Consider the following 19882-nt stretch of genomic DNA (forward strand, 5'->3'; position numbering starts at 1 on the left):
TCAGCGGTCCCCGAGCACGGCGTCGATCGCGTCGTGGAACGCGGTGCGCACGCCGGCCCGCTCGAGGGCCGCCAGGCCGCGGGCGGTCGACCCGCCCGGCGAGGTGACCTCGCGGCGCACCGCGAGCGTGTCGAAGCCGCGCTCGCGCAGGAGCGCGGCGGTCCCGGCGAAGGTCTGGACGACGAGCTCGGCGGCCAGCGGCGCGGGCAGCCCGCGGCGCACGCCCGCGTCGACCTGCGCCTCGGCCAGCAGCGCCACGTAGGCGGGCGCGTTGGACATGAGGCCCATCGCGACGTCGACCTGCGCCTCGGCGAGCTCGAACACCGGCCCGCAGCGGTCGAAGAGCTCGCGTGCGTCGGGGTCCTCGTCGGACTCGGCGGCGAGGATCGTCGCGCCCTGGCGCACCTCGACCGGCGTCGACGGCAGCCAGCGCGTCACCGTCGCGTCCGGGTAGGCGGCGCGCAGCGCCGCCAACGGCACGGCGCCGAGGATCGACGCCACGCGCCGGGCGTGGGGCGCGACCTCGGCGGCCACGTCGCCGAGCTGCGGGGGCTTGTGGCACAGCAGCACCAGCGGCGCGGCCTGCGCCACCTCGGCGCCCGACGCGCACACCTCGCCGCCCAGCTCGTCGACGAGCTCCTGCGCACGGCCGGGGAACGGGTCGAAGACCGCGACGGGCTCCCCCATGCCGCGGGCCAGCGCCCGCGCCATGTTGCCCGCCCCGACCAGCCCCAGCCGCACGGCCATCAGGACTGGTTGAAGAAGCCCTTCTCGATGAGCTGCGCGCGCTCCTCCGCCGAGATCTCGACGTTGCGCGGCGTGAGCATGAAGACCTTGTCGGCGATGCGCTGCATCCCGCCGTCCAGCGCGTACGTGAGGCCGGAGGCGAAGTCGATGAGGCGCTTGGACAGGTCGGTGTCCGTGCTCTGCAGGTTCAGGACGACGGGGATGCCGTCCTTGAAGCGGTCGGCGACCTGCTGGGCGTCGTTGAACGACTTGGGGATGACGAGGTGCACGCGCACGTCGCCGTTGGTGTCACGGCCGCCGCGCACGGGGCGCAGCACGGCGGTGCGCCGGGCCGAGACCTCCAGGTCGTCGTCGGCGAAGATGTCGTCGAAGTCCGCCCCGCGGCGACGGGTCTGCAGGCGACGGACGTTCGGGCGCTCCTGGTAGCGCGCCTGCGTCTGGCGCTCGGGCTCCTCCTCGTCCCACTCGTCGTCGTAGCCCGGGTCGCGGTCCTCGGCCAGGCCGAAGTACACGAGCGCGCGGTGCCATGAGTCGCGGAACGCCACGGCCTTAGGTTAGCCGTGCTGCGTGTTTCTCCTGCAACTCGTGCAACAGGGCCGTCGCGCTCAGGCGAAGAGCCGGCTGCCGATCCGCACGACCGTCGCACCTTCCTGCGCGGCGACGGCGAAGTCCTGCGTCGTGCCCATGGACAGCTCGCGCAGACCGTGGTGGGCGGCGAGCTCCGCGAGGCCCGCGAACCAGCGGCGGCTGTCCTCGGGCGCGCGCGCCAGCGGCGGCATCGTCATGAGCCCGACGACGGGCAGCGCGCAGCGGGCCAGGGCCTCGTCGACGGCCTCGGGGGCGAACCCGCTCTTGCCCTCCTCCCGCGCGACGTTGACCTCGAGCAGGACCTCGACCGCGGGGTGCTCGGCGGCGCGCCGCTCGAGCTGGTCCAGCACGCTGTCCGAGCCCACGGAGTGGATGCGGCGCACCCGCGGCAGGACGTCCTTGACCTTGCGGCTCTGGAGGTGGCCGATGAAGTCCCAGGTGAAGGCCGGCCAGGCCTCCTGCTTGACCGCGAGCTCCTGGGCGCGGTTCTCCCCCAGCACGGTGACGCCGCCCTCGGCCAGCGCGCCGAGGTCCTCCACCGCGACGTACTTCACCGCGGCGAGCACCTCGACGCGGCCGGGGTCCACCCCCGCGCCGGCGAGCTCCTCGCGGACGGCTGCGAGGTTGCGCGCGACGCGCTCGGGGTCCAGGCCGCGGACGAGCTCCACCACCGCGAGACCGCCTAGGTCAGCCAGCCCAGCCCGGCCTGGCGGCCGGTCACGCCGCCGTCGCGGCGGTGGCTGAAGAAGCGCTCGTCGCAGATCGTGCACAGCCCGACGAGCTCGACGTGCTCGACGCCGGCGTCGCGCAGCGCGGCGGCCGCGGCGGCCGGCAGGTCGAGGTGCGTCGCGGCGCCGGTGCCGCGCCGGAAGCGCGCGTCGAAGCGCGCCGCGACCTCCTCGCCGACCTCGTAGCAGCAGGGCCCGGCGCTCGGGCCGACCGCGGCGCGCAGCGGCGCGCCGTTCGTACCGAGCTCGCGGACCGCCTGCACGCCCGCTGCCAGCACGCCGCCGGCCAGGCCACGCCAGCCGGCGTGCAGCGCCGCCACGGCGCCGGCGCCCGCGACGACCACGGGGACGCAGTCGGCGGTCAGGACGATCGGGGCGACGCCCTCCAGGCACGTCGCCTGGCCGTCGGCCGCCGCGGGCCGGCCGCCCGCGATGCCGGCGCCGGCCGCTCCGGCGGCCTCGGGCCACGGGCGATCCGTGACCCGCGCGACGGTCGTGCCGTGGACCTGGTGGCCCTGGGCGAGCATCGCGCCGGTGGCGTCGGCGAGGCGCCGGCGGTTCTCCGCGACGTCCTCGGGGACGTCGTCGGTCCACGGGCCGAGGTTGAGCGAGGCGTACGCGCCCGTCGAGACGCCGCCCGCGCGGTCGGTGAACCGGGCGCAGGCGCCGCCGAGGTCGACGTCGAGCATCAGGTGACCAGGAGCTCCAGGCCGTCGACCGGCGTGCGCTGGGCGTACTCGAAGTGCGCCGTGCCGTCGCCGACGAGCGTCTGGCGGACCGCCCAGCCGCCCCGGCCGCGGGCCTGCTTGTCGAGGACCTGCAGGCGCAGCGTCGCCACCTCGCTGTTGTAGCACCAGACCTCGTCGCCATCGGGGTCCTGGTAGGTGACGCCGACCAGCGACGCCCGCGGGGCGCTGGCCTCGCCGACGAGCTTGCGCTTGCCGTCGCGCGCCTCGAAGCGCCACGACGTGAGGTCGAACGCGCTCGCGGTGCCGAGCACCGCGCGCGGGCTCACCGCGCGGAAGTCCTCGCCGAGGAACCGGCCGACGAGCGGGCTGCTCGGCCCGACGTCGCGCCCGAAGCGCGGAACGACGACCGAGACCCCGTCGACGAACGTCTGGGCGGCGCGCTCGCCGGAGTCGGCGTCGTCGAGGTCGTTGCAGTGCAGCCACGTCCAGCGCCCGGCGTGCTTGGAGCCCCACAGGTGCGCCTGGCCGCCGGGCACGCCGTCGAGGCGCAGCTCGGTGCCGGCGAAGGTCACGGTGCCCGAGACGGCGAGGTCGGCGTGCGGCAGGACGAGGACCGTCTTGGCGATCCTGGCGCGGCGCAGGACCGGATGCACGTGCTCGTAGGGCGCGAGGCTCGGCGTCCACGACAGGTCCCAGGCGACGTCCTCGAAGCCGCCCTGCATCCCCTGGTCGGTGAGGACGCTGCCGGCCACCTCGAGGCGGAACGGCTCGGCCTCCGCGACGAGGCGCTCGATCGGGAAGGTGCCCTTGCGGGCGAGCTTCGTCGAGCCGTCGGGTGCCATCGCCATGAACCACAGGTGGCACTCGGCGGGCCCGTCGACGGGGGCGCGCATCGTGTACCGGATCCACAGGCCGATGCCGGTCGCCGGGTCGGTGGCCGACAGGTAGTGGACCTCGTAGTGGCCGGGCGCCCCGTCCCACTGCAGGACGTTCGGGTTCACGACGGCCGACCCTAGTCCACGCCCCGGTCCTCCCGCTGGAGCGCCGCGCGCAGCTCGGCCTCGGCTCCCGCCCCCTCCAGCAGCCCGTCGAGCTTGGCGTCCAGGGCGCGGCGCAGCGCCGCGCCGAGCTCCGGCCCGCGCTCGAGCCCCGCCTCGAGCAGGTCCTCGCCGCCGATCTCCAGGCGCACGTGGCGCCCCTCGCGCAGCCACCACGCGGCGCCCGGTCCGCCCGCCACGGCGACGGCCTCGAGGGGCTCGCCGCGCAGCGCCTCGGCGACCTTCGAGGGACGGTCGTCGGGCACGACCAGGTCGGCGCAGCGCCGCAGGATGCGCAGCTCGGCGCCGTCGAAGCCCCAGCCGTCGGCCCACGCCGCGTCGGGCAGCACCGCCCCGAGGACGACGAGGTCGCGCCGCCCCTCGCCCGCCGGCAGGAGGTCGAGCGCCCGCGCCGCGCGTTGCGGGTCCAGCACGAGGCGGCGCACCACGCCGAGCTGCTGGGCGGCGTGCAGGACGTCGAGCGGGCGCGGCTCGCGCAGCGCGAGGCGCAGCTCGTTGCCCAGGCGGTCGCCGCTGACGGTCTCGAGCGCACCGCCGGCGACCGCGTCACGGGCGAGCCGGTCGGTCCCGGGCTCGGGCAGGAAGCCCAGGCGCACGGCGTAGCGCACCAGGCGCCAGAGCCGCGTGGGGTCGTCGGCGAAGGACGCCGGGTGCAGGACGCGCAGGCGCCGGGCCTCGAGGTCCTCGAGCGCGTGGTCGGCCGCGCGCACGTCGGCACCCCCGGCCCCGTCCGGACGCAGGGCGATCGCGTTGACGGTGAAGTCGCGGCGGCGCAGGTCCTCGTCGAGGCCGGCGGGCCGCACGTCGGGCAGCGCGCCCGGGGCGCTGTAGGTCTCGGTGCGCGTGCGCGCCAGGTCGTAGCGGCAGTCGCCCGCGTGGACGGTGGCGGTCCCGAAGCGCCCGTGCGCCGCGACGACCTCGCCCAGCGCGCCGGCCAGCGCGCCGACGTCGGCCTCGACCGCGACGTCGAGCTCGCGCGGCTCGCGGCCCAGCAGGAGGTCGCGCACGGCGCCGCCGACCAGCCACGCGCCGTCGGGCAGCGCCTCGAGCAGCCGCGCCCCGCAGGGGGTCGCGGCCAGCGCGTCGAGGGCCTCCGCCGGGCGTCGCACGTCGCGGATCCTCGCACCCCGTACCCTCTGCACCGATGTCCCGCTCCACCGGCGGCCGCCGCCGGCGGCTCGCGCTCGCGTTCGCGGCAGTGGGTGTGGTGGCGTTCCTGCTGGGCGCGCTGGCCGTGGTCCTCCTGCGTGACGAGGGCAACGTCTCGAACCCGGACGTGGCCTTCGAGGCCGAGCCGCCGCCCACCACGACGACGCCGACGCGCGCCGTGCCCGGCCGCGACCCGTGGGACGACGACTTCGAGTGGCCGGTCTACGGCTACACGAAGGCGCGCACGAAGTACCTGCCCGTCGGTGCGGCGCTGCGCCCGCCGTTCGTGGAGACCTGGAAGGTGACGGGGCGCATCCTGCTCGAGTTCCCGCCGGTGCTCTGCGGCCAGCAGCTCTTCCTGCTCAAGAACAACGGCGCGCTCTACGGCATCTCGCGCCGCACCGGCCGGGTGCGGTGGAAGCGCAAGCTCGGCTACCTCGCGGCCTCGTCGCCCGCGTGCAGCCACGGGACGGTGTACGTGACGCTGCTGCAGCGCGGCCGGGGCGTGCGCGCCGGCCGCGTCGTCGCCGTGCGCGCCCGCAGCGGGGCGACGCGATGGTCGCGCAAGCTCCCGAGCCGCTCGGAGACCTCGCCGCTGCTCGACGACGGCCGCCTGTACCTCGGCTCGGAGGACGGCACGGTGTACGCGATGCGCGCCGGCGACGGCGCGGTGCGCTGGCGCTACAAGGCCGGCGGCGCGGTCAAGGGGGCCCTCGCCCTGTCCCAGGGCAAGCTCTTCTTCGGCGACTACGCCGGCCAGGTCACGGCCCTGCGCCGTGCGGACGGCCGCCGGCTGTGGCGCACCGGCACGAGCGGCTCGGCCCTCGGCCTGAAGAGCGGCAACTTCTACGCGACGCCGGCCGTCGCCTACGGCCGCGTCTACCTCGGCAACACCGACGGCTTCGTCTACTCGTTCAGCGCGCGCGACGGCAAGCTCGCGTGGCGCCACAAGACCGGCGGGTTCGTCTACTCCTCGCCGGCGGTCTCGCCCGTGCGAGGCGGCACCGTCTACGCCGGCTCCTACGACGGCAAGCTCTACGCGTTCGACGCCCGCAGCGGCGACGTGCGCTGGACGCGCGACACCGGCGGCAAGATCTCCGGCGGCCCGCAGGTCGTCGGCGACCTCGTCCTCTACTCCAACCTCTCGCGCAAGTCGACGGGCGCCGTGGGAGCGGCCACCGGCGACCTCGTCTGGTCCACCGGTCGCGGCGCGTTCAACCCGGCCATCAGCGACGGGCGGCGGATCTACCTCGTCGGCTACTCGTCGCTGTTCGCGCTCACGACGCGCAAGCAGGCGCGGCGCGACCGCGCGGCGCTGCGCGGCACGGCCGCGGGTCGCGCCGTCGGTCGCCGCGAGGCCGACCGTCGCCGCGCCCGGGCCGAGCGCGCGCGCAAGCGGGCCGTCGGCCGGCGCGTGGCGCGGCGCAAGCGCGCGCTGGCCCGGCGGGTCGCCGAGCGCCAGCGCAAGGTCGCCCGGCGCAACGACCTGCGCCGGCGCGGGGTGCGCTTCTGCTTCCGCTCGGGCGGCAAGCGCGTCTGCCGCCTGCCGCGGCCGATGGTCTGCTTCAAGCGCCCGGGCTCGGACGCCACGGTGTGCCGCACCCAGCGTCCCAAGGCGCGGTCGGAGCGCTGACGCACGCCGGTCCGAGAGGCGCGCCCAGGGGTTGATGCGGCAGGATGCTGCGCATGCCCCGTCTCCTGGCCGTCCTCCTGGTGCTGCTGGTCCCCGCCTCGGTCGCGGTCGCCAAGACCGTCAACGGCACCAACGGCGCCAACACGATCACCGGCACGAGCAAGGCCGACAAGCTCTACGGCAACGGCGGCAACGACCGCCTGCGCGGCCTCGGCGGCGACGACCGCCTCGTGGGCGGCACCGGCAACGACACGATCGACGGCGCCGCCGGCGAGGACGAGGTCGACGGCGGGCAGGGCAACGACACGATCTTCGGGCGCGACGCCGACGACACGATCGACGCCGGCGACGGCGACGACCAGGTCCTGGGCGGCAACGGCAACGACGTCATCCGCGGCGGCCGCGCCCCCGACCGCATCGACGCGGGCCCCGGCGACGACACCGTCTACGGCGACTCCGGCGTCGACGACGTCGACTGCGGCCCCGGCGACGACATCGCCTACTACAACCTCCAGAGCGAGCGCCGCAGCCACTACCGCAACTGCGAGACGCTGCGCCAGCAGGAGTCCGTCCCGTCGCGCTCGTGCCGCGCGGGCGGCACCTCCCGCGCCGAGACCCTCCTGGGCACCAGCGGCGCCGACACCTGCCGCGGCGAGGGCGGCGACGACTACCTCGAGGGCGCCGGCGGCAACGACCAGCTCTTCGCCGGCGACGGCAACGACCAGCTCTTCGGCCGCTTCGGCAACGACGTCCTGCAGGGCGGCGACGGCGACGACGTCCTCGAGGGCGGCCGCGACGACGACTCCCTCGACGGCGGCGCCGGCGACGACCGCCTCAACGGCGGCATCGGCTCGGACCGCATCACCTGCGGGCCGGGCAACGACACCGTCGTCGTGACCGCCGGCGACACGATCGCCGACGACTGCGAGAACCGGCGGTAGCCGCTTCGTGGCTGAGCGCCGCTCGCACGTGAGCGGCGCTCGTCACGCCCAGGTCATCCGTTGGCGGATCTTCCGTCTGGGGAGCGGACAATGCGCCACTCGATGCTCCGTCGGCCTCAGCGCCGGATCGGGATCCCCGCCGCCGCGATGGTCGCCTTCGCGTCGGCGATCGACACCTCGCGGTAGTGGAAGATCGACGCCGCCAGCGCCGCGTCCGCCCCGGCGGCCAGGGCGTCCGCGAGGTGCGAGGCGTCGCCCGCACCGCCCGAGGCGATCACGGGGACCGACACCGCCTCGGCGACCGCGCGCGTCAGGGGCAGGTCGAAGCCGTCCTTCGTCCCGTCGCGGTCCATCGACGTCAGCAGGATCTCCCCGGCGCCGCGCTCGACCGCCTCCGCGGCCCATCCCACCGCGTCGACGCCCGTCGGCGTGCGCCCGCCCGCGACGTAGACCTCCCAGCCGTCGGCGCCGGCGCGCGCCTTCGCGTCGATGGCCAGGACGACGCACTGCACGCCGAAGCGGTCGGCCAGCTCGTCCAGCAGCTCGGGTCGCGCCACCGCGGCGCTGTTGACCGCCACCTTGTCCGCGCCGGCGTCCAGGACGGCCTGGGCGTCGGCCACGGAGCGGATCCCGCCCCCGATCGTGAACGGGATGAAGACGTTGTCCGCCGTGCGCCGGGCGAGGTCGACGATCGTGTCGCGCGCCTCGTGGGTCGCGGTGATGTCCAGGAAGACCAGCTCGTCGGCGCCCTCGGCGTCGTAGCGCTCGGCGAGCTCGACGGGGTCGCCGGCGTCGCGCAGGTCGACGAAGTTCGTGCCCTTGACGACGCGGCCGTCGGCCACGTCGAGGCACGGGATGAGGCGCTTCAGGTGCATCCGTGCACCGCCCGGCGACGCGGGGCTAGTCCCGCCGCGGGTCGGCGACGTCGCGGAACGGGCGGTCCCGGGGCCCGGTCGCCAGCGGCTGCAACGCCGCCTGGCCCTCGGCCACGGTGAACCGCCCCTCGTAGAGCGCCTTGCCGACGACGACCCCGCCGAGGTTGACCTGGCGCAGGTCGCGGAGCACCTCGAGGTCCTGCACCTCGCCGATGCCGCCGGAGAACAGCCAGCGGCCACGGACGACGCTCGCGATGCGCTTGACCTCCTCGGGGTCGACGCCCTCGAGCATCCCGTCCTTGTCGACGTTCGTGTAGACGAACGACCGCACGCCGCGGTTCTGCAGGCGCTCGATGACGTTCTCGGCCGTCATCTGCGTCGTCTCCTGCCAGCCGGACGTCGAGACGTGCCCGCCGCGGGTGTCGACGGAGACGATCACGCGGTCGCGGAAGGCCGCGAGGACGTCGTCGAGGAAGTCGATGTCGGTGAACGCCGCGGTGCCGAGGATCACGCGCTCGGCGCCGGCGCGCAGCGCGTCGCGGACGGCCGGGAACGACCGCAGGCCGCCGCCGTACTGCACCGGGACGTTGAGCTCGCTCGTGATCCGCTCGAGGTGCGCGAGCGACTTGGGCGAGCCGGACTTCGCGCCGTCGAGGTCGATGACGTGCAGGAAGCGCGCGCCGGCCTCGACCCACGCGCGCGCGGCCTCGACCGGGTCGTCGCGGTAGACGGTCTTGTCCTCGAAGTGCCCCTGGGTCAGGCGCACCGCCTGGCCGTCGGCGATGTCGATGGCCGGATAGAGGATCACGCCGCGACCCCGGCACACTGCGCGACGAAGTTGCGCAGCAGCGCGAGTCCCTCGCCCGACGACTTCTCGGGATGGCACTGCGCACCCCACACCCGATCGCGTCCGACGATCGAGGGGAACCGCGTCCCGTACTCACCGAAGCCCAGCACCAGGTCCTCCTCGACCCGCGGGATGAACGAATGGACGTGGTAGAGCGCCACCGGATCGGGCAGGCCCTCGGCCAGCGGCGTCTCCTGCGCCCACCGGACCTCGTTCCACCCGATGTGCGGGAGCTTCAAGCCGCGCGCGTCCAGTCGCACGACCGACCCGGGCAGCAGCCCGAGCCCCTCCTCGCCTCCGTGCTCCTCGGAGCGCTCGAACAGCAGCTGCATGCCCAGGCACGAGCCCATGACCGGCACGCCGTCGGCCGCCCGCTCGCGCAGGAGGCCGTCGAGGCCGCGCTCGCGCAGCGCCGCCATCGCGGCCGGGAACGCGCCGACGCCCGGGACGTAGAGCCCGTCCACGGAGCGCAGCAGGTCGTGGTCGGCGGTGACGTGCACCGTCGCCCCCGTCCGCAGCAGCGCCTTCTCCACCGAGCGGCGGTTGCCCATCCCGTAGTCGACCATCCCGATGGCGGTCGTCATGCCGTGAGCGTCCCCTTGGTCGAGGGCACCCCGGTCTCCTCCGGGTCGATGCGCACCGCCGCGCGCAGCGCGCGGGCGAAGGCCTTGAACAGCGCCTCGATGATGTGGTGGGCGTTCGTGCCCGCCTCGACGTCGAGGTGCAGGGTGATGCGCGCGCTCGACGAGATCGCGCGGAAGACCTCCTCCGCCAGCTCGTGGTCGAAGCCGCCGGTGACGCCCGGCGGCAGCTCCGAGGCCGCGAAGTGCAGGAACGGCCGGCCCGAGATGTCGATCGCGCAGGTGGCGCGCGCCTCGTCCATCGGCACGACGGCGTGGCCGTAGCGGGTGATGCCCGAGCGGTCGCCCAGCGCCTTGTCGAGCGCTTGGCCCAGGCAGATCCCGACGTCCTCGGCGGTGTGGTGCGCCCCCGTCTCCAGGTCGCCCGTCGCCTGGACCTCGAGGTCGAGCCTGCCGTGGCGCGCGACGAGGTCGAGCATGTGGTCCAGGAAGCCGACGCCCGTGGACCGCGAGCCGCCGCCCGAGCCGTCGAGCTCCAGGGCGAGACGGACGTCCGTCTCCCCCGTCTTCCTCTCGACCTCCGCGCGCCGGCTCATGCTCCCTCAGAGTCCTACCGGACGCGCATCGACCGTGCGTGCACGTGGAAGCCCTCGGCGTCGGCGATCGGCCCACCGGCGGCGGCCAGCCGCCCAGCGGCGTCGCCGATGTGCACCTCGCTCATGCGCCGGCGGAACGCGCGGGCGCTCAGCCCGGAGGCGAAGCGCGCCGACCCGCCGGTCGGCAGCGAGTGGTTCGAGCCCGCGACGTAGTCGCCGAACGCGGTCGCGCCGGCCCGCCCGACGAAGACGCAGCCCGCGCAGCGGACCTGCGGCGCCAGCGCCTCGGCCTCGGCGCCCACGAGCTCGAGGTGCTCGGGCGCGAAGGCGTCGGCGACCGCCAGGCCGGCCCGCGCGTCGTCCACGACGACGACCGCCAGGACCGCCCCGGTCTCCTGCGCGTCCTCCACGAGCCCGGCGACCGCGTCGGCCAGCCCCGCGTCGGGCGTCACGAGGCAGGAGATCGTGCCGTCGCCGTGCTCGGCCTGGGCCAGGAGGTCGACCGCCACGAGCTCGGGGTCGGCGCCCGCGGTGGCGAGCACGAGGACGTCGCTCGGGCCGAAGAAGCCGTCGATGCCGACCGTGCCCGAGACCTGGCGCTTGGCCTCCTGCACCCACGGCCCGCCCGGGCCGGCGATGACGTCGGCCCGCCGGATCGTCTCGGTGCCGAAGGCGAGTGCCGCGACCGCGTGGGCGCCGCCCATCCGCAGGACCTCGTCGACCTCGCACAGCGCGCAGGCGGCGAGGATCACCGGGTGCGCGCCGGGGGCGCACACGACGACGTCCTGCACACCCGCGGCGCGTGCGGTCACCGCGCCCATGACGACGGTGGACGGGTACGGGTTGCGCCCGCCCGGCGCGTACACGGCGGCCCGGCCGACCGGCACCTCGCGCAGGCGCACGGTGTGGCCCTGGGGCAGGACGACGTCCCGGTCCTCGCCGACGCCCGCCCGCGCCACGGCGCCGACGTTGGCGATGGCGACCTCCAGCCCCGCCCGCACCTCCGCGTCCAGCGCCGCGAGCGCCGCGTCGAGCTCCTCGGACGCCACCCGCACGGGCGCGCCGCCGGTCGCGTCGAAGCGCTCGACGTAGCCCTGCAGCGCCGGGTCACCGCCGTCGCGCACCGCGGCCACGATCGCGGCGACGTCGCCGGCCACCGACGCGGGGTCGGGGGCCAGCGCCCGCACCTGCGCCGCGAGGCCCTCGGGCGTGCCGCCGGCCAGGCGGCTAGGACGCACCGGCCGGCTCCAGCGCGCGCACGCGGCGCACGAGCGCGTCGATCGCGTCGGCCTTGAGCCGGTGGGCGACGGGGTTGGCGATGAGCCGCGCCGTGGACGCGAACAGCTCCTCGCGGATGACGAGGCCGTTCTCGCGCAGCGTCGTGCCGGTCGCGGTGAGGTCGACGATCGCCTCGCTGAGCCCCGTCAGCGGCGCGAGCTCCACCGAGCCCTTGACCTCGACGATCTCGGCCTGGCGGCCCGTCTGCTCGAAGTAGGCCGTCGCGATCTTGTGGTACTTCGTCGCGACCCGCACGACGCCGAGGCGCCGCAGCGCCTCGTCCATCGGGTTCGCGTCGCCACTGACCGTCGCGACGATCATCCGGCACGGCCCGAAGCCGAGGTCGAGCAGCTCGTGGACCTCGCGCTCGGCCTGCTCGGCCAGCACGTCCTTGCCGGTGATGCCGATGTCGGCGGCGCCGGCCTCGACGTACGTCGGGACGTCGCTCGGGCGCATCGTGACGATGCCCACGTCGGCGAACAGCAGCTTGCGGTCGTTCGCGCGGACCTCGGCGGTGTCGACGCCGATGCGGTCCAGGAGGTCGAGCGTGTCGCGCAGCAGCGCGCCGCGCGGGACGGCGATGGTCAGCGGCGGGCGCGGGGTCACGCCGCCTCCTCCCCGGCCAGCGCCAGGTGCAGGCGGTCGACGCCCAGCGCGAAGCCGACGGCTGGGAGGTCGCGCCCGAAGCGGCCGAGCAGGTCGTCGTAGCGCCCGCCGCCGCCGATCGGCGCGCCGAGCGCCGGGTCCAGGACGTCGAACACCGCGCCGGTGTAGTAGCCGAGGCCGCGCGCGAGGCCGAGGTCGAGCACGAGCCGCTCGCGCACGCGCTCGTCCACGCCGTCGAGCACGCCGCGCAGGCCGAAGGTCGCCTCGTCGGGCAGCCCGTCGAGCACCTCGGCGCCGCCGCGCAGCTCGACGACGCGGCGGACCTCGTCGTCCAGGCCGCGACGCTCGAGCTCCTCCTCCAGCGCGACGAGGTCGCGCGCGGCCACCGCGCTGAGCAGGGGCGGGTGGGCGTCGGCCGGGACGCCCAGCACGGTGAGCAACGCCGGCAGCAGCGCGGCGTCGCCCAGCGCGACGCGGTAGCCCGTCAGGCCCGTCGCGTCGAGCGCGCGGCACAGGACGGTCAGCGCCTCGACGGTCCCGTCGGGCGCCGGCGCGCCGACGAGCTCGATCCCCGCCTGGAGGAACTCGCGCATCTGGCCGCGGCGCGGGCGCACGCCGCGGTAGGCGTGGGCGAAGTAGCAGAAGCGCAGCGGCGGCTCGGCCTCCGCGTAGCGCGTGGCGACCACCCGGGCGATCGGCACCGTCATGTCCGGCCGCAGCGCCATCACGTGGCCGTGGTCGTCGACGACCCGGTAGGCCGGGTCCAGGCCGGTCTCGCCGCGGCGCAGGACGTCTTCGAACTCGATCGTCGGCGTCCACACCTCGCCGTAGCCGGCGTCGTCGAAGACGCCCCGCAGCGCCTCGCTGATCGCGCGCAGCTCGCGCATCTCGTCCGGCAGGACGTCGCGCGTCCCGCTGGGGATCGGGTGGATCACGTCCCGGACTCCATCACAGCGCCGTCCGACGCGGGTGTCTGGCGGGGCTAGACGCCGACCGGCTCGGTGGCGACGCGCTCGATGCGCGCGCCGAGCTCGCGCAGGCGCTCGTCGATGCGCTCGTAGCCGCGGTCGATCTGGCGGATGTTGCCGATCTCCGTGCGGCCCTCGGCGCTGAGCGCCGCCAGCAGGACGGCCATGCCGGCGCGGATGTCCGGGGACTCGACGCGCTCGCCGCGCAGCCGTCGCGGCCCGTGGACCACGGCGCGGTGCACGTCGGCGATGAGGATGTTGGCCCCCATCGCGATGAGCTTGTCGCAGAAGAACAGGCGCGACTCGAACATCCACTCGTGGATGAGCACCTCGCCCTCGGACTGCGTCGCCAGCGCGACGGCGATCGACGTGAGGTCGGCCGGGAACGCGGGCCAGGGCCCGTCCTGGACCTTGACCGTGTGCTCGCCGAGGTCGCGCTGGACCACGAGCTTCTGGCCGCCGGGGACGAGCACGTCGGCGCCGTCGAGCTCGGTGTGCAGGCCCAGGCGGCGGAAGACCAGGCGGATCATCCGCAGGTCGCCCGGCTCGGTGTCCTTGATGCGGATCTCGCCGCCGGTCATGCCGGCCATGGCCATGAACGACCCGATCTCGATGTGGTCGGGCCCGATGTCGTGGGTGGCGCCGCCGAGCTCCGGCACGCCGGTGACGTGCAGGACGTTGGAGCCGATGCCGCGGATGCGCGCCCCCATCTTCACGAGCAGGCGCGCGAGGTCCTGGACGTGGGGCTCGCAGGCGGCGTTGCCCACGAACGTCTCGCCGGGCGTGAGCGCGGCGGCCATGAGGGCGTTCTCCGTGCCCATGACCGACGGCTCGTCCATGAAGATCTCGCCGGCGCGCAGCGTCGCGCCGCGACCGCCGGGCGCCTCGAGGACGATCGAGCCGTCGGCGTCGAAGCGGTCCGTCGCGCCGAGCGCGCGGAAGGCGTCGAGGTGGGGGTCGAGCCGGCGGCGGCCGATGACGTCCCCGCCGGGGGGCGGCATCACGGCACGCCCGAAGCGCGCCAGCAGCGGGCCGGCGAGCAGGAACGACGCGCGGATGCGCTCCGCGATCCCCACGTCGACCTCGCTGTCGGGCGTGATGCCCGAGCCGTTGAGGACGACCTCGTGCTCGCCGCGCCACTCGACGGTCGCCCCGAGCTGCTCGAGGAGCTCGAGCATGGCCTCGACGTCCCGGATGCGCGGGACGTTGCGGATGACCACGTCGTCGGAGGTCAGCGCGCACGCCGCCAGGCAGGGCAGCGCGCCGTTCTTGTTCCCGGCCGGCACCACGGTGCCGGACAGCGGGACTCCGCCGTCGATGACGAACTTCTGCATGGGGCGAGGTGCGCCGGCGCGGGGGGTCTCCGAGGTGGTCTCGGGGCCGGACGCGAGGGCTAGGGTACCAGCCATGTCTGTGGCTCTTTCGCGCGCCGAGGCCTGGGACCTGCTCACCTCGTGGGTCCAGTCCGAGTCCCTGCGCCGGCACTGCCTGGCCGTCGAGGCGGCCATGGTCGCCTATGCGCGCCAGGGCGGCCACGACGAGGAGCTGTGGGCCGTCACGGGGCTCCTGCACGACGCCGACTACGAGGCCCATCCGGACATGGACGACGAGGAGGCCGGCCACCCGCGGACGATCCTCGCCGAGCTGCGGCGCCGTGACGCACCTGAGGAGGTCGTCGACGCGATCGCCGGCCATGCGCCGTACCTCGGCGTCCCCCGGGAGACGGAGCTCGCCAAGACCCTCTTCGCCGTCGACGAGCTGAGCGGCTTCGTCATGGCGTGCGCCCGGGTGCGCCCCGAGGGCGTCCGCGGCATGACGCCCAAGTCGGTCAAGAAGAAGCTCAAGCAGCCGTCGTTCGCCGCCGCGGTCGACCGCGAGGACGTCCGGGTCGGCGCCGAGGAGCTCGGGGTGGACTTCGACGAGCACCTGCGGACCGTGATCGCCGCGCTCGAGCAGCGCGCCGGCGAGCTCGGGCTCGAGGGCGCGCCGGCCGAGGCCTGAGCGCGCTGGGCCGATACGGGGGCGTCCTCGCCGCCCCGCACGCGCGCTCCATCATGGGCGCGGCGTTCGTCGCGCGCCTGTCGATCGGCGTGTACGGCCTGGCGATCGTGCTGCACCTGCGCGAGACGACCGGCTCCTACGCCACGGCGGGCGCGGTGGCCGCGGCGTTCGCGGCGGGGCTCGGCGCCGGGCAGCCGGGGACCTCGCGGCTCGTCGACCGCCTGGGACGCGTCCGGGTCGTGCCCGTCCTCGCCGCCGTGCACGTCGTGGCGATCCTCGGGCTCCTGGCGCTGTCGGAGACCGACGCGCCGGCGGCCGTCCTGATCGCCGTCGCGCTGCTCGCGGGCCTCGCCGAGCCGCCGCTGGGCTCGATCACCCGGACGCTGTGGCCGAAGGTCCTGCAGGGACGCGAGGGCCTGCTCACGACGGCCTTCGCGCTCGACGGCGTCGTGACGGAGCTCGCGTTCGTGACGGGCCCGCTCTTCGTCGCCGTCGTCGTGGCGGTGGCCTCCCCCGCGCTGGCCCTCGTCGCGTGCACCGTCTCGGTGACGGTCGGCATCGCCTGGTTCCTGAGCATCCCGCTGGTGCGCGACGCCCCCGTGGCGGCCGCGACGAGCGGGTCGCGGCTGCTCGGCGCGCTCGTCGCCCCGGGCCTGCGGACGCTCGTGCTCTGCGCGCTGCCGATCGGCTTCACCTTCGGCGCCGTCGAGGTCGTCCTGCCGGCGTTCGCCGAGCACGAGGGGCACCGCGGGACGGCGGGCCTGCTGGTCGCGGCGTGGGCGGCGGCCAGCGCCGCGGGCGGCCTGGCCTACGGCGCGGTCGAGTGGCACGCCGCGCTGCCGGCGCGCTTCGTGCGCTTCGCCGTCGTGCTGCCGGCGGGCTACCTGCTCGTCGCCGCGGCGTGGTCGATCCCGACGATGGCGGTGCTCGTCGCCGTCGCGGGGGTCCTCATCGCGCCGACGCTCACGGCGATCAGCCAGCTCGCCGGCGAGGTCGCGCCTCCCGGCCGCGAGACCGAGGCGTTCGCCTGGCCCACGACCGCGCTGATCCTCGGCATCGCCGCCGGCAACGCCGCCGCGGGGGCGATCGTCGAGGCCGAGGGGTGGCAGACCGCCGTCCTGGTCGCGGCGGGCGCGGCGGTCCTCGGCGCCGTGGCGGCGGTCGCGCGGCGCGACACGCTGGCGGGTGCGCAGCCGGTCTAGGTCGCGGCCCAGCGCCCGCCGGCCTTCGCCCAGGCCAGCAGGTCGTCGACCCCGCAGAACGCGTCGGCGATGCGGTGCTCGCCGCGGTGGCGGACCAGCAGGACGCGCCGGGGCCCCAATGCCCCGCCGCAGCGCGCGCAGCGGCCCAGGCCGTCGTCGGGGTCGTCGTCGGTCAGGAACGAGCCGGCCTCCCAGTGCGCGCCGCGGATGACCCACGGCACGACGTGCTCGAGCCGGCAGAACACCGCGCGCCGGTCGCCCTCGGGTTCGGCGGCCCGGAAGCCCGCCCCCTCCTCGACCGCCGCCCCGCACCAGCTGCACCGCTCCTCCATGGCGAAGCCCGATGCTACCCCGCCGGGCGGCGCACATCGGAGGGCTGGACGTGCGGGGTAGCCTCGGGCGGGTGACCCAGGGACCGCTGCGCATCACCGTCCTCGAGGGCGACGAGACCGGCCAGGAGCTGCTCGAGCAGAGCCTCCGCGTGCTGGCGCCCGACGTCGTGGCCATGGAGCTGACGCTCGACACCTACGACCTGTCGCTCGCCAGGCGGCGGGAGACCGGCAACGAGGTCGTCCACGAGGCGGCGCGCGCGATGCGCGAGTCCGGGTTCGGCATCAAGGCGGCGACCGTCACGCCCGAGGGCAAGGACGACGTCGGCTCCCCCAACCGGATCCTGCGCGAGGAGGTCGACGGCAAGGTCATCGTCCGCACGGGCCGGCGGATCCCGGGGATCACGCCGCTGGGCGGGACGTTCCACCCGATCTCCGTCGTGCGCATGGCCGTCGAGGACGCCTACGGCGCCGAGCAGTGGCGCGAGGGCACCGAGGGCGCACCCGACGAGGTCGCGTTCCGCACCGAGCGCATCACGCGCTCGACCTGCCGCGCGGTGGCCGAGTACGCCTTCCGCCAGGCCAAGGAGATCGGCGGCAAGGTCTACGGCGGGCCCAAGTGGACGGTCTCCCCGGTCTACGAGGGGATGCTCAAGGAGGAGATGGACGCGGCGGCGCAGCGCCACCCGGACGTGACCTACCGCCCGATGCTCATCGACGCGACGTACGCCGGCCTCATTACGGGCGCGACCGAGACGCCGCTGGTGATCCCCGCGCTCAACCGCGACGGGGACTGCCTGAGCGACCTCGTCATGCCGATGTTCGGGTCGATCGCCGGCGCCGAGTCGGTCCTCCTGGCCTTCGACGACGAGTACACGACGCGCGTGGCGATGGCCGAGGCGCCGCACGGCACCGCCCCGACGCTCCAGGGCAAGGACGTCGCCAACCCGATGGCGATGATCCTCTCCTGCGCGGCCGTCCTGCACTACGCCGGCGTGGCGGGGTACGAGGGCGCGTCGCGCGCCTCGCGCGCCATCTACGAGTCGGTCCTCGAGGCCGCCGCCGCGGGCGTGCGCACGCCGGACCTCGGCGGCCACGCCTCCACGACGGAGTTCACCTCCGACGTGGTCCAGCGCGTGCGCACGAAGATCGAGGTCTGGGCGTCGCTGGGCACCGCCGCCTAGGGCGCCGGGGCGTCGCCGCGCAGCGCCGCGCGGTGCGACGCCCGCCGGCGCAGGTAGGACAGCCGCTGCAGCCAGAGGGTGAGGACGCCGGCGAGCACGATGCCCGCGACGTTCAGGCCGAGCTGCTGCAGCGAGCCGCTCGCCGAGTCCCAGTCGCCGTAGGCGGTGGCGACGGCGACGTTGGCGGCCGCGGGGATCGTCGTCACGGAGATGAGGACCCCGATCAGCGCACCCGACTTCGCGGTGCTCAGGGAGAGCATCCCCGCGGCACCGGCGCAGAAGGCGACGAAGAACGCCAGGAAGTCCGGGTTGGCGATCGACGTCGAGAGGCCGTGGTCCTCGCGGGTGAACGTGTCGGGCGTCACGCCGGTCGCCTTGAACGCCAGGGCGGTGAGCAGCGTCAGGCCCACCCCGAGCGGGAAGCCGACCAGCAGCGCCGCGGCCGAGCGCAGCGACAGCCGCCCGCGCAGCGAGACGAGCGCCACGCACAGGCCGGCGATGGGGCCGAACTCGGGCCCCACCACCATCGCGCCCACCACGAGGATCTCCGAGTCGAGGAAGATCCCCACGGCGGCGATGAGCATGGCGAGGACCATGAACGCCAGGAAGGTCCCCGACAGCGAGGACTCCTCGGACGTGCGCTCCTGCACCTGCTCCCAGACCACGGCGTCCGACGGCGCGCCCTTGGCCGCCTGCTCGGCCCGGTCGTGGGCGTCGGAGATCGCGGTCGTGACCTCCTCGACGGCGATCGAGCCACACCGGTGCACGTCGAGGGCGCGCAGGTCGCTTAGCACGACGCTCGCGTCCTCGCGCGCCACGTCGCACAGCAGCAGGTCCCCGTCGGGCTTGCTGGCCGCATCGCGCAGGCGCACGACGTTGACCACGGAGTCGGTGCGCTCCAGCAGCCCGAGGACGCGATCGGCCACGTCGGAGGGGGCGACGATGCGCAGGTGGAGCACGCCGGGCAGCCTAGACGGGGCGCCGATTCCCGCTCCTTGCGAGGTCAACCGCAAGATCCGTTGCAGTCCTGTGGCCCAGATTCCGCATGGACAAGCCAAATCCTCCGGGACAGGCGTCCGGTGGCCGGTTCCGTCCGCCAGCCCCAGCACCATGGCGAACACATGTTCTCCCCTGTCCCCGATCCCCGGCCGGCAGAGCGCCCCTCCTGGCGCCAGTCCGTCCGGCGCGCCGTTGACCTGGTCGTCGCCTTCGCGACCCTCGAGGACCCCGAGCTGGACCGCCTCGCTGCTGTCCCCGACGACCACGACGACGATCCGCATCCGCACCGCGTCCCGCTGCGCCCGAGCCGTCCGGCTCGCCGCCCGGGCACGGTGCCCGCGCGGGACCAGGACTGCGGCGCCCCGCTCGTCGAGCGCGCGGCGCGCAGGCCCCGACACCTCAGCACGCGCTGAGCCGCGGGCGCCGCGGCTGGGAGGCCGGCGCCCGCACGGACAGACGGAGACGACGCAAGCGAGCGGGCGGCCCCAGGGCCGCCCGCGGCGCGTCTGCGGGCAATGCCCCTGGCACGCTCCGCCAGGGCTGTGCTCAACCTGCCGGGCACCCCCCGCGTCCCCGCGCGGAACGTGCCAGGCACCTGCCGCGCGGTGGACGGTCAGCCGGCCCGCGCACCGCCGGAGAACGACGACGGGCCGCCCCCGGAGGGACGGCCCGTGACACTAGACCGGCGGCGACCTACTCTCCCGGGCCCTTGCGGGCCAAGTACCATCGGCGCTGGGAGGCTTAACTGCTCTGTTCGGAATGGGAAGAGGTGTTTCCCTCCCGCCAAAGCCACCGGAAACTCGCGAGAGCTCCCGACGGCCCCTCAGAACCGCACAGCGCCACACCGGGCATCACCCACCTGCGTTGCACACGCAGGGAGCAG

21 protein-coding genes and 1 rRNA gene are annotated in these 19882 nt (G+C 75.2%); 5 read left to right on the top strand and 17 right to left on the bottom strand.

Annotated elements, in window-relative coordinates:
- Genes JUB12_RS04465 through JUB12_RS04490 form a run of 6 tightly spaced genes read right to left on the bottom strand, consistent with a single transcriptional unit; the run spans position 1 to position 4919 of the window.
- On the bottom strand, positions 1-747 hold the full coding sequence (locus tag JUB12_RS04465) for a pyrroline-5-carboxylate reductase (RefSeq protein WP_205698413.1): 747 nt from the start codon (positions 745-747) through the stop codon (positions 1-3).
- Positions 747-1292: a cell division protein SepF gene (locus tag JUB12_RS04470; RefSeq protein ID WP_205698414.1), complete on the bottom strand. Its 546-nt coding sequence runs from the start codon at positions 1290-1292 to the stop codon at positions 747-749. Before JUB12_RS04470 ends, JUB12_RS04465 begins: the two co-directional genes overlap by 1 nt.
- Positions 1293-1352: 60 nt before the next feature.
- Positions 1353-2006, bottom strand: a complete 654-nt coding sequence (locus JUB12_RS04475; RefSeq protein ID WP_205698415.1) for a YggS family pyridoxal phosphate enzyme — start codon at positions 2004-2006, stop codon at positions 1353-1355.
- Between the two features lie 11 nt (positions 2007-2017).
- Entirely contained in the window at positions 2018-2752 is a 735-nt protein-coding gene (locus tag JUB12_RS04480; RefSeq protein WP_205698416.1) for a polyphenol oxidase family protein, read from the bottom strand.
- Positions 2752-3753: a hypothetical protein gene (locus JUB12_RS04485; protein ID WP_205698417.1), complete on the bottom strand. Its 1002-nt coding sequence runs from the start codon at positions 3751-3753 to the stop codon at positions 2752-2754. The genes JUB12_RS04480 and JUB12_RS04485 overlap by 1 nt, the downstream gene beginning before the upstream one ends.
- A gap of 11 nt (positions 3754-3764) precedes the next feature.
- Positions 3765-4919 carry a CCA tRNA nucleotidyltransferase gene (locus JUB12_RS04490; protein WP_205698418.1) on the bottom strand — a complete coding sequence of 385 codons (1155 nt, stop codon included), beginning with the start codon at positions 4917-4919 and terminating at the stop codon, positions 3765-3767.
- A gap of 35 nt (positions 4920-4954) precedes the next feature.
- On the opposite strand from JUB12_RS04490, the gene JUB12_RS04495 reads away from it, so the two are divergent.
- Positions 4955-6592 (top strand): PQQ-binding-like beta-propeller repeat protein, encoded by a 1638-nt coding sequence (locus JUB12_RS04495; protein WP_205698419.1) that lies wholly within the window; start codon positions 4955-4957, stop codon positions 6590-6592.
- Positions 6593-6645: 53 nt separating this feature from the next.
- Positions 6646-7533 carry a calcium-binding protein gene (locus JUB12_RS04500; protein WP_205698420.1) on the top strand — a complete coding sequence of 296 codons (888 nt, stop codon included), beginning with the start codon at positions 6646-6648 and terminating at the stop codon, positions 7531-7533.
- Positions 7534-7649: 116 nt separating this feature from the next.
- Here the strand turns inward: JUB12_RS04500 and hisF are convergent, their stop codons facing one another.
- The 8 genes from hisF to murA are packed head-to-tail and all read right to left on the bottom strand — an operon-like array spanning position 7650 to position 14618.
- Positions 7650-8408 carry an imidazole glycerol phosphate synthase subunit HisF gene (hisF, locus tag JUB12_RS04505; protein ID WP_205698421.1) on the bottom strand — a complete coding sequence of 253 codons (759 nt, stop codon included), beginning with the start codon at positions 8406-8408 and terminating at the stop codon, positions 7650-7652.
- A gap of 25 nt (positions 8409-8433) precedes the next feature.
- A complete protein-coding gene (gene hisA / locus JUB12_RS04510; RefSeq protein ID WP_205698422.1) occupies positions 8434-9216 on the bottom strand; it encodes a 1-(5-phosphoribosyl)-5-[(5-phosphoribosylamino)methylideneamino]imidazole-4-carboxamide isomerase in 783 nt (260 codons plus the stop codon).
- Positions 9213-9839 carry an imidazole glycerol phosphate synthase subunit HisH gene (gene hisH / locus JUB12_RS04515; protein ID WP_205698423.1) on the bottom strand — a complete coding sequence of 209 codons (627 nt, stop codon included), beginning with the start codon at positions 9837-9839 and terminating at the stop codon, positions 9213-9215. The genes hisA and hisH overlap by 4 nt, the downstream gene beginning before the upstream one ends.
- Positions 9836-10432: an imidazoleglycerol-phosphate dehydratase HisB gene (hisB, locus tag JUB12_RS04520; RefSeq protein ID WP_205698424.1), complete on the bottom strand. Its 597-nt coding sequence runs from the start codon at positions 10430-10432 to the stop codon at positions 9836-9838. The genes hisH and hisB overlap by 4 nt, the downstream gene beginning before the upstream one ends.
- Before the next feature lie 14 nt (positions 10433-10446).
- Positions 10447-11670 (bottom strand): histidinol dehydrogenase, encoded by a 1224-nt coding sequence (gene hisD / locus JUB12_RS04525; protein WP_241004413.1) that lies wholly within the window; start codon positions 11668-11670, stop codon positions 10447-10449.
- Positions 11660-12316 carry an ATP phosphoribosyltransferase gene (gene hisG / locus JUB12_RS04530; protein WP_205698425.1) on the bottom strand — a complete coding sequence of 219 codons (657 nt, stop codon included), beginning with the start codon at positions 12314-12316 and terminating at the stop codon, positions 11660-11662. The genes hisD and hisG overlap by 11 nt, the downstream gene beginning before the upstream one ends.
- Positions 12313-13251: an ATP phosphoribosyltransferase regulatory subunit gene (locus tag JUB12_RS04535; RefSeq protein ID WP_205698426.1), complete on the bottom strand. Its 939-nt coding sequence runs from the start codon at positions 13249-13251 to the stop codon at positions 12313-12315. The genes hisG and JUB12_RS04535 overlap by 4 nt, the downstream gene beginning before the upstream one ends.
- A gap of 47 nt (positions 13252-13298) precedes the next feature.
- Positions 13299-14618 (bottom strand): UDP-N-acetylglucosamine 1-carboxyvinyltransferase, encoded by a 1320-nt coding sequence (gene murA / locus JUB12_RS04540; protein ID WP_205698427.1) that lies wholly within the window; start codon positions 14616-14618, stop codon positions 13299-13301.
- A 73-nt stretch (positions 14619-14691) separates the two neighbouring features.
- On the opposite strand from murA, the gene JUB12_RS04545 reads away from it, so the two are divergent.
- Both JUB12_RS04545 and JUB12_RS04550 read left to right on the top strand, forming a co-directional pair.
- Complete coding sequence (locus tag JUB12_RS04545; RefSeq protein ID WP_205698428.1) at positions 14692-15285, top strand: HDIG domain-containing metalloprotein; 594 nt, start codon at positions 14692-14694, stop codon at positions 15283-15285.
- Positions 15286-15338: 53 nt separating this feature from the next.
- On the top strand, positions 15339-16487 hold the full coding sequence (locus tag JUB12_RS04550; protein WP_205698429.1) for an MFS transporter: 1149 nt from the start codon (positions 15339-15341) through the stop codon (positions 16485-16487).
- Here JUB12_RS04550 and JUB12_RS04555 read toward each other — a convergent pair.
- Positions 16484-16819, bottom strand: coding sequence for a hypothetical protein (locus tag JUB12_RS04555; RefSeq protein ID WP_205698430.1), 336 nt, complete (start codon positions 16817-16819; stop codon positions 16484-16486). The two genes, JUB12_RS04550 and JUB12_RS04555, sit on opposite strands and share 4 nt — an antisense overlap.
- A 71-nt stretch (positions 16820-16890) precedes the next feature.
- Here JUB12_RS04555 and JUB12_RS04560 point away from each other — a divergent pair, with 71 nt between their 5' ends.
- On the top strand, positions 16891-18000 hold the full coding sequence (locus tag JUB12_RS04560; protein ID WP_241004414.1) for an isocitrate/isopropylmalate family dehydrogenase: 1110 nt from the start codon (positions 16891-16893) through the stop codon (positions 17998-18000).
- Here the strand turns inward: JUB12_RS04560 and JUB12_RS04565 are convergent.
- Positions 17997-18959 (bottom strand): DUF389 domain-containing protein, encoded by a 963-nt coding sequence (locus JUB12_RS04565; RefSeq protein ID WP_205698432.1) that lies wholly within the window; start codon positions 18957-18959, stop codon positions 17997-17999. The genes JUB12_RS04560 and JUB12_RS04565 overlap by 4 nt on opposite strands.
- 720 nt (positions 18960-19679) lie before the next feature.
- Positions 19680-19796: ribosomal RNA gene (rrf, locus tag JUB12_RS04570) — 5S ribosomal RNA — on the bottom strand.
- Between the last annotated feature and the right edge of the window lie 86 nt (positions 19797-19882).

Source organism: Conexibacter sp. SYSU D00693 (genome assembly GCF_017084525.1).
Lineage (GTDB): Bacteria > Actinomycetota > Thermoleophilia > Solirubrobacterales > Solirubrobacteraceae > Baekduia.

Excerpts from the sequence above, each read along its gene's own strand:
- JUB12_RS04465 (WP_205698413.1), bottom strand. The coding sequence starts at position 747 with ATGGCCGTGCGGCTGGGGCTGGTCGGGGCGGGCAACATGGCGCGGGCG.
- JUB12_RS04480 (WP_205698416.1), bottom strand. The coding sequence starts at position 2,752 with ATGCTCGACGTCGACCTCGGCGGCGCCTGCGCCCGGTTCACCGACCGC.
- JUB12_RS04495 (WP_205698419.1), top strand. The coding sequence starts at position 4,955 with ATGTCCCGCTCCACCGGCGGCCGCCGCCGGCGGCTCGCGCTCGCGTTC.
- JUB12_RS04500 (WP_205698420.1), top strand. The coding sequence starts at position 6,646 with ATGCCCCGTCTCCTGGCCGTCCTCCTGGTGCTGCTGGTCCCCGCCTCG.
- hisF (WP_205698421.1), bottom strand. The coding sequence starts at position 8,408 with ATGCACCTGAAGCGCCTCATCCCGTGCCTCGACGTGGCCGACGGCCGC.
- hisH (WP_205698423.1), bottom strand. The coding sequence starts at position 9,839 with ATGACGACCGCCATCGGGATGGTCGACTACGGGATGGGCAACCGCCGC.
- hisB (WP_205698424.1), bottom strand. The coding sequence starts at position 10,432 with ATGAGCCGGCGCGCGGAGGTCGAGAGGAAGACGGGGGAGACGGACGTC.
- murA (WP_205698427.1), bottom strand. The coding sequence starts at position 14,618 with ATGCAGAAGTTCGTCATCGACGGCGGAGTCCCGCTGTCCGGCACCGTG.
- JUB12_RS04545 (WP_205698428.1), top strand. The coding sequence starts at position 14,692 with ATGTCTGTGGCTCTTTCGCGCGCCGAGGCCTGGGACCTGCTCACCTCG.
- JUB12_RS04550 (WP_205698429.1), top strand. The coding sequence starts at position 15,339 with ATGGGCGCGGCGTTCGTCGCGCGCCTGTCGATCGGCGTGTACGGCCTG.
- JUB12_RS04555 (WP_205698430.1), bottom strand. The coding sequence starts at position 16,819 with ATGGAGGAGCGGTGCAGCTGGTGCGGGGCGGCGGTCGAGGAGGGGGCG.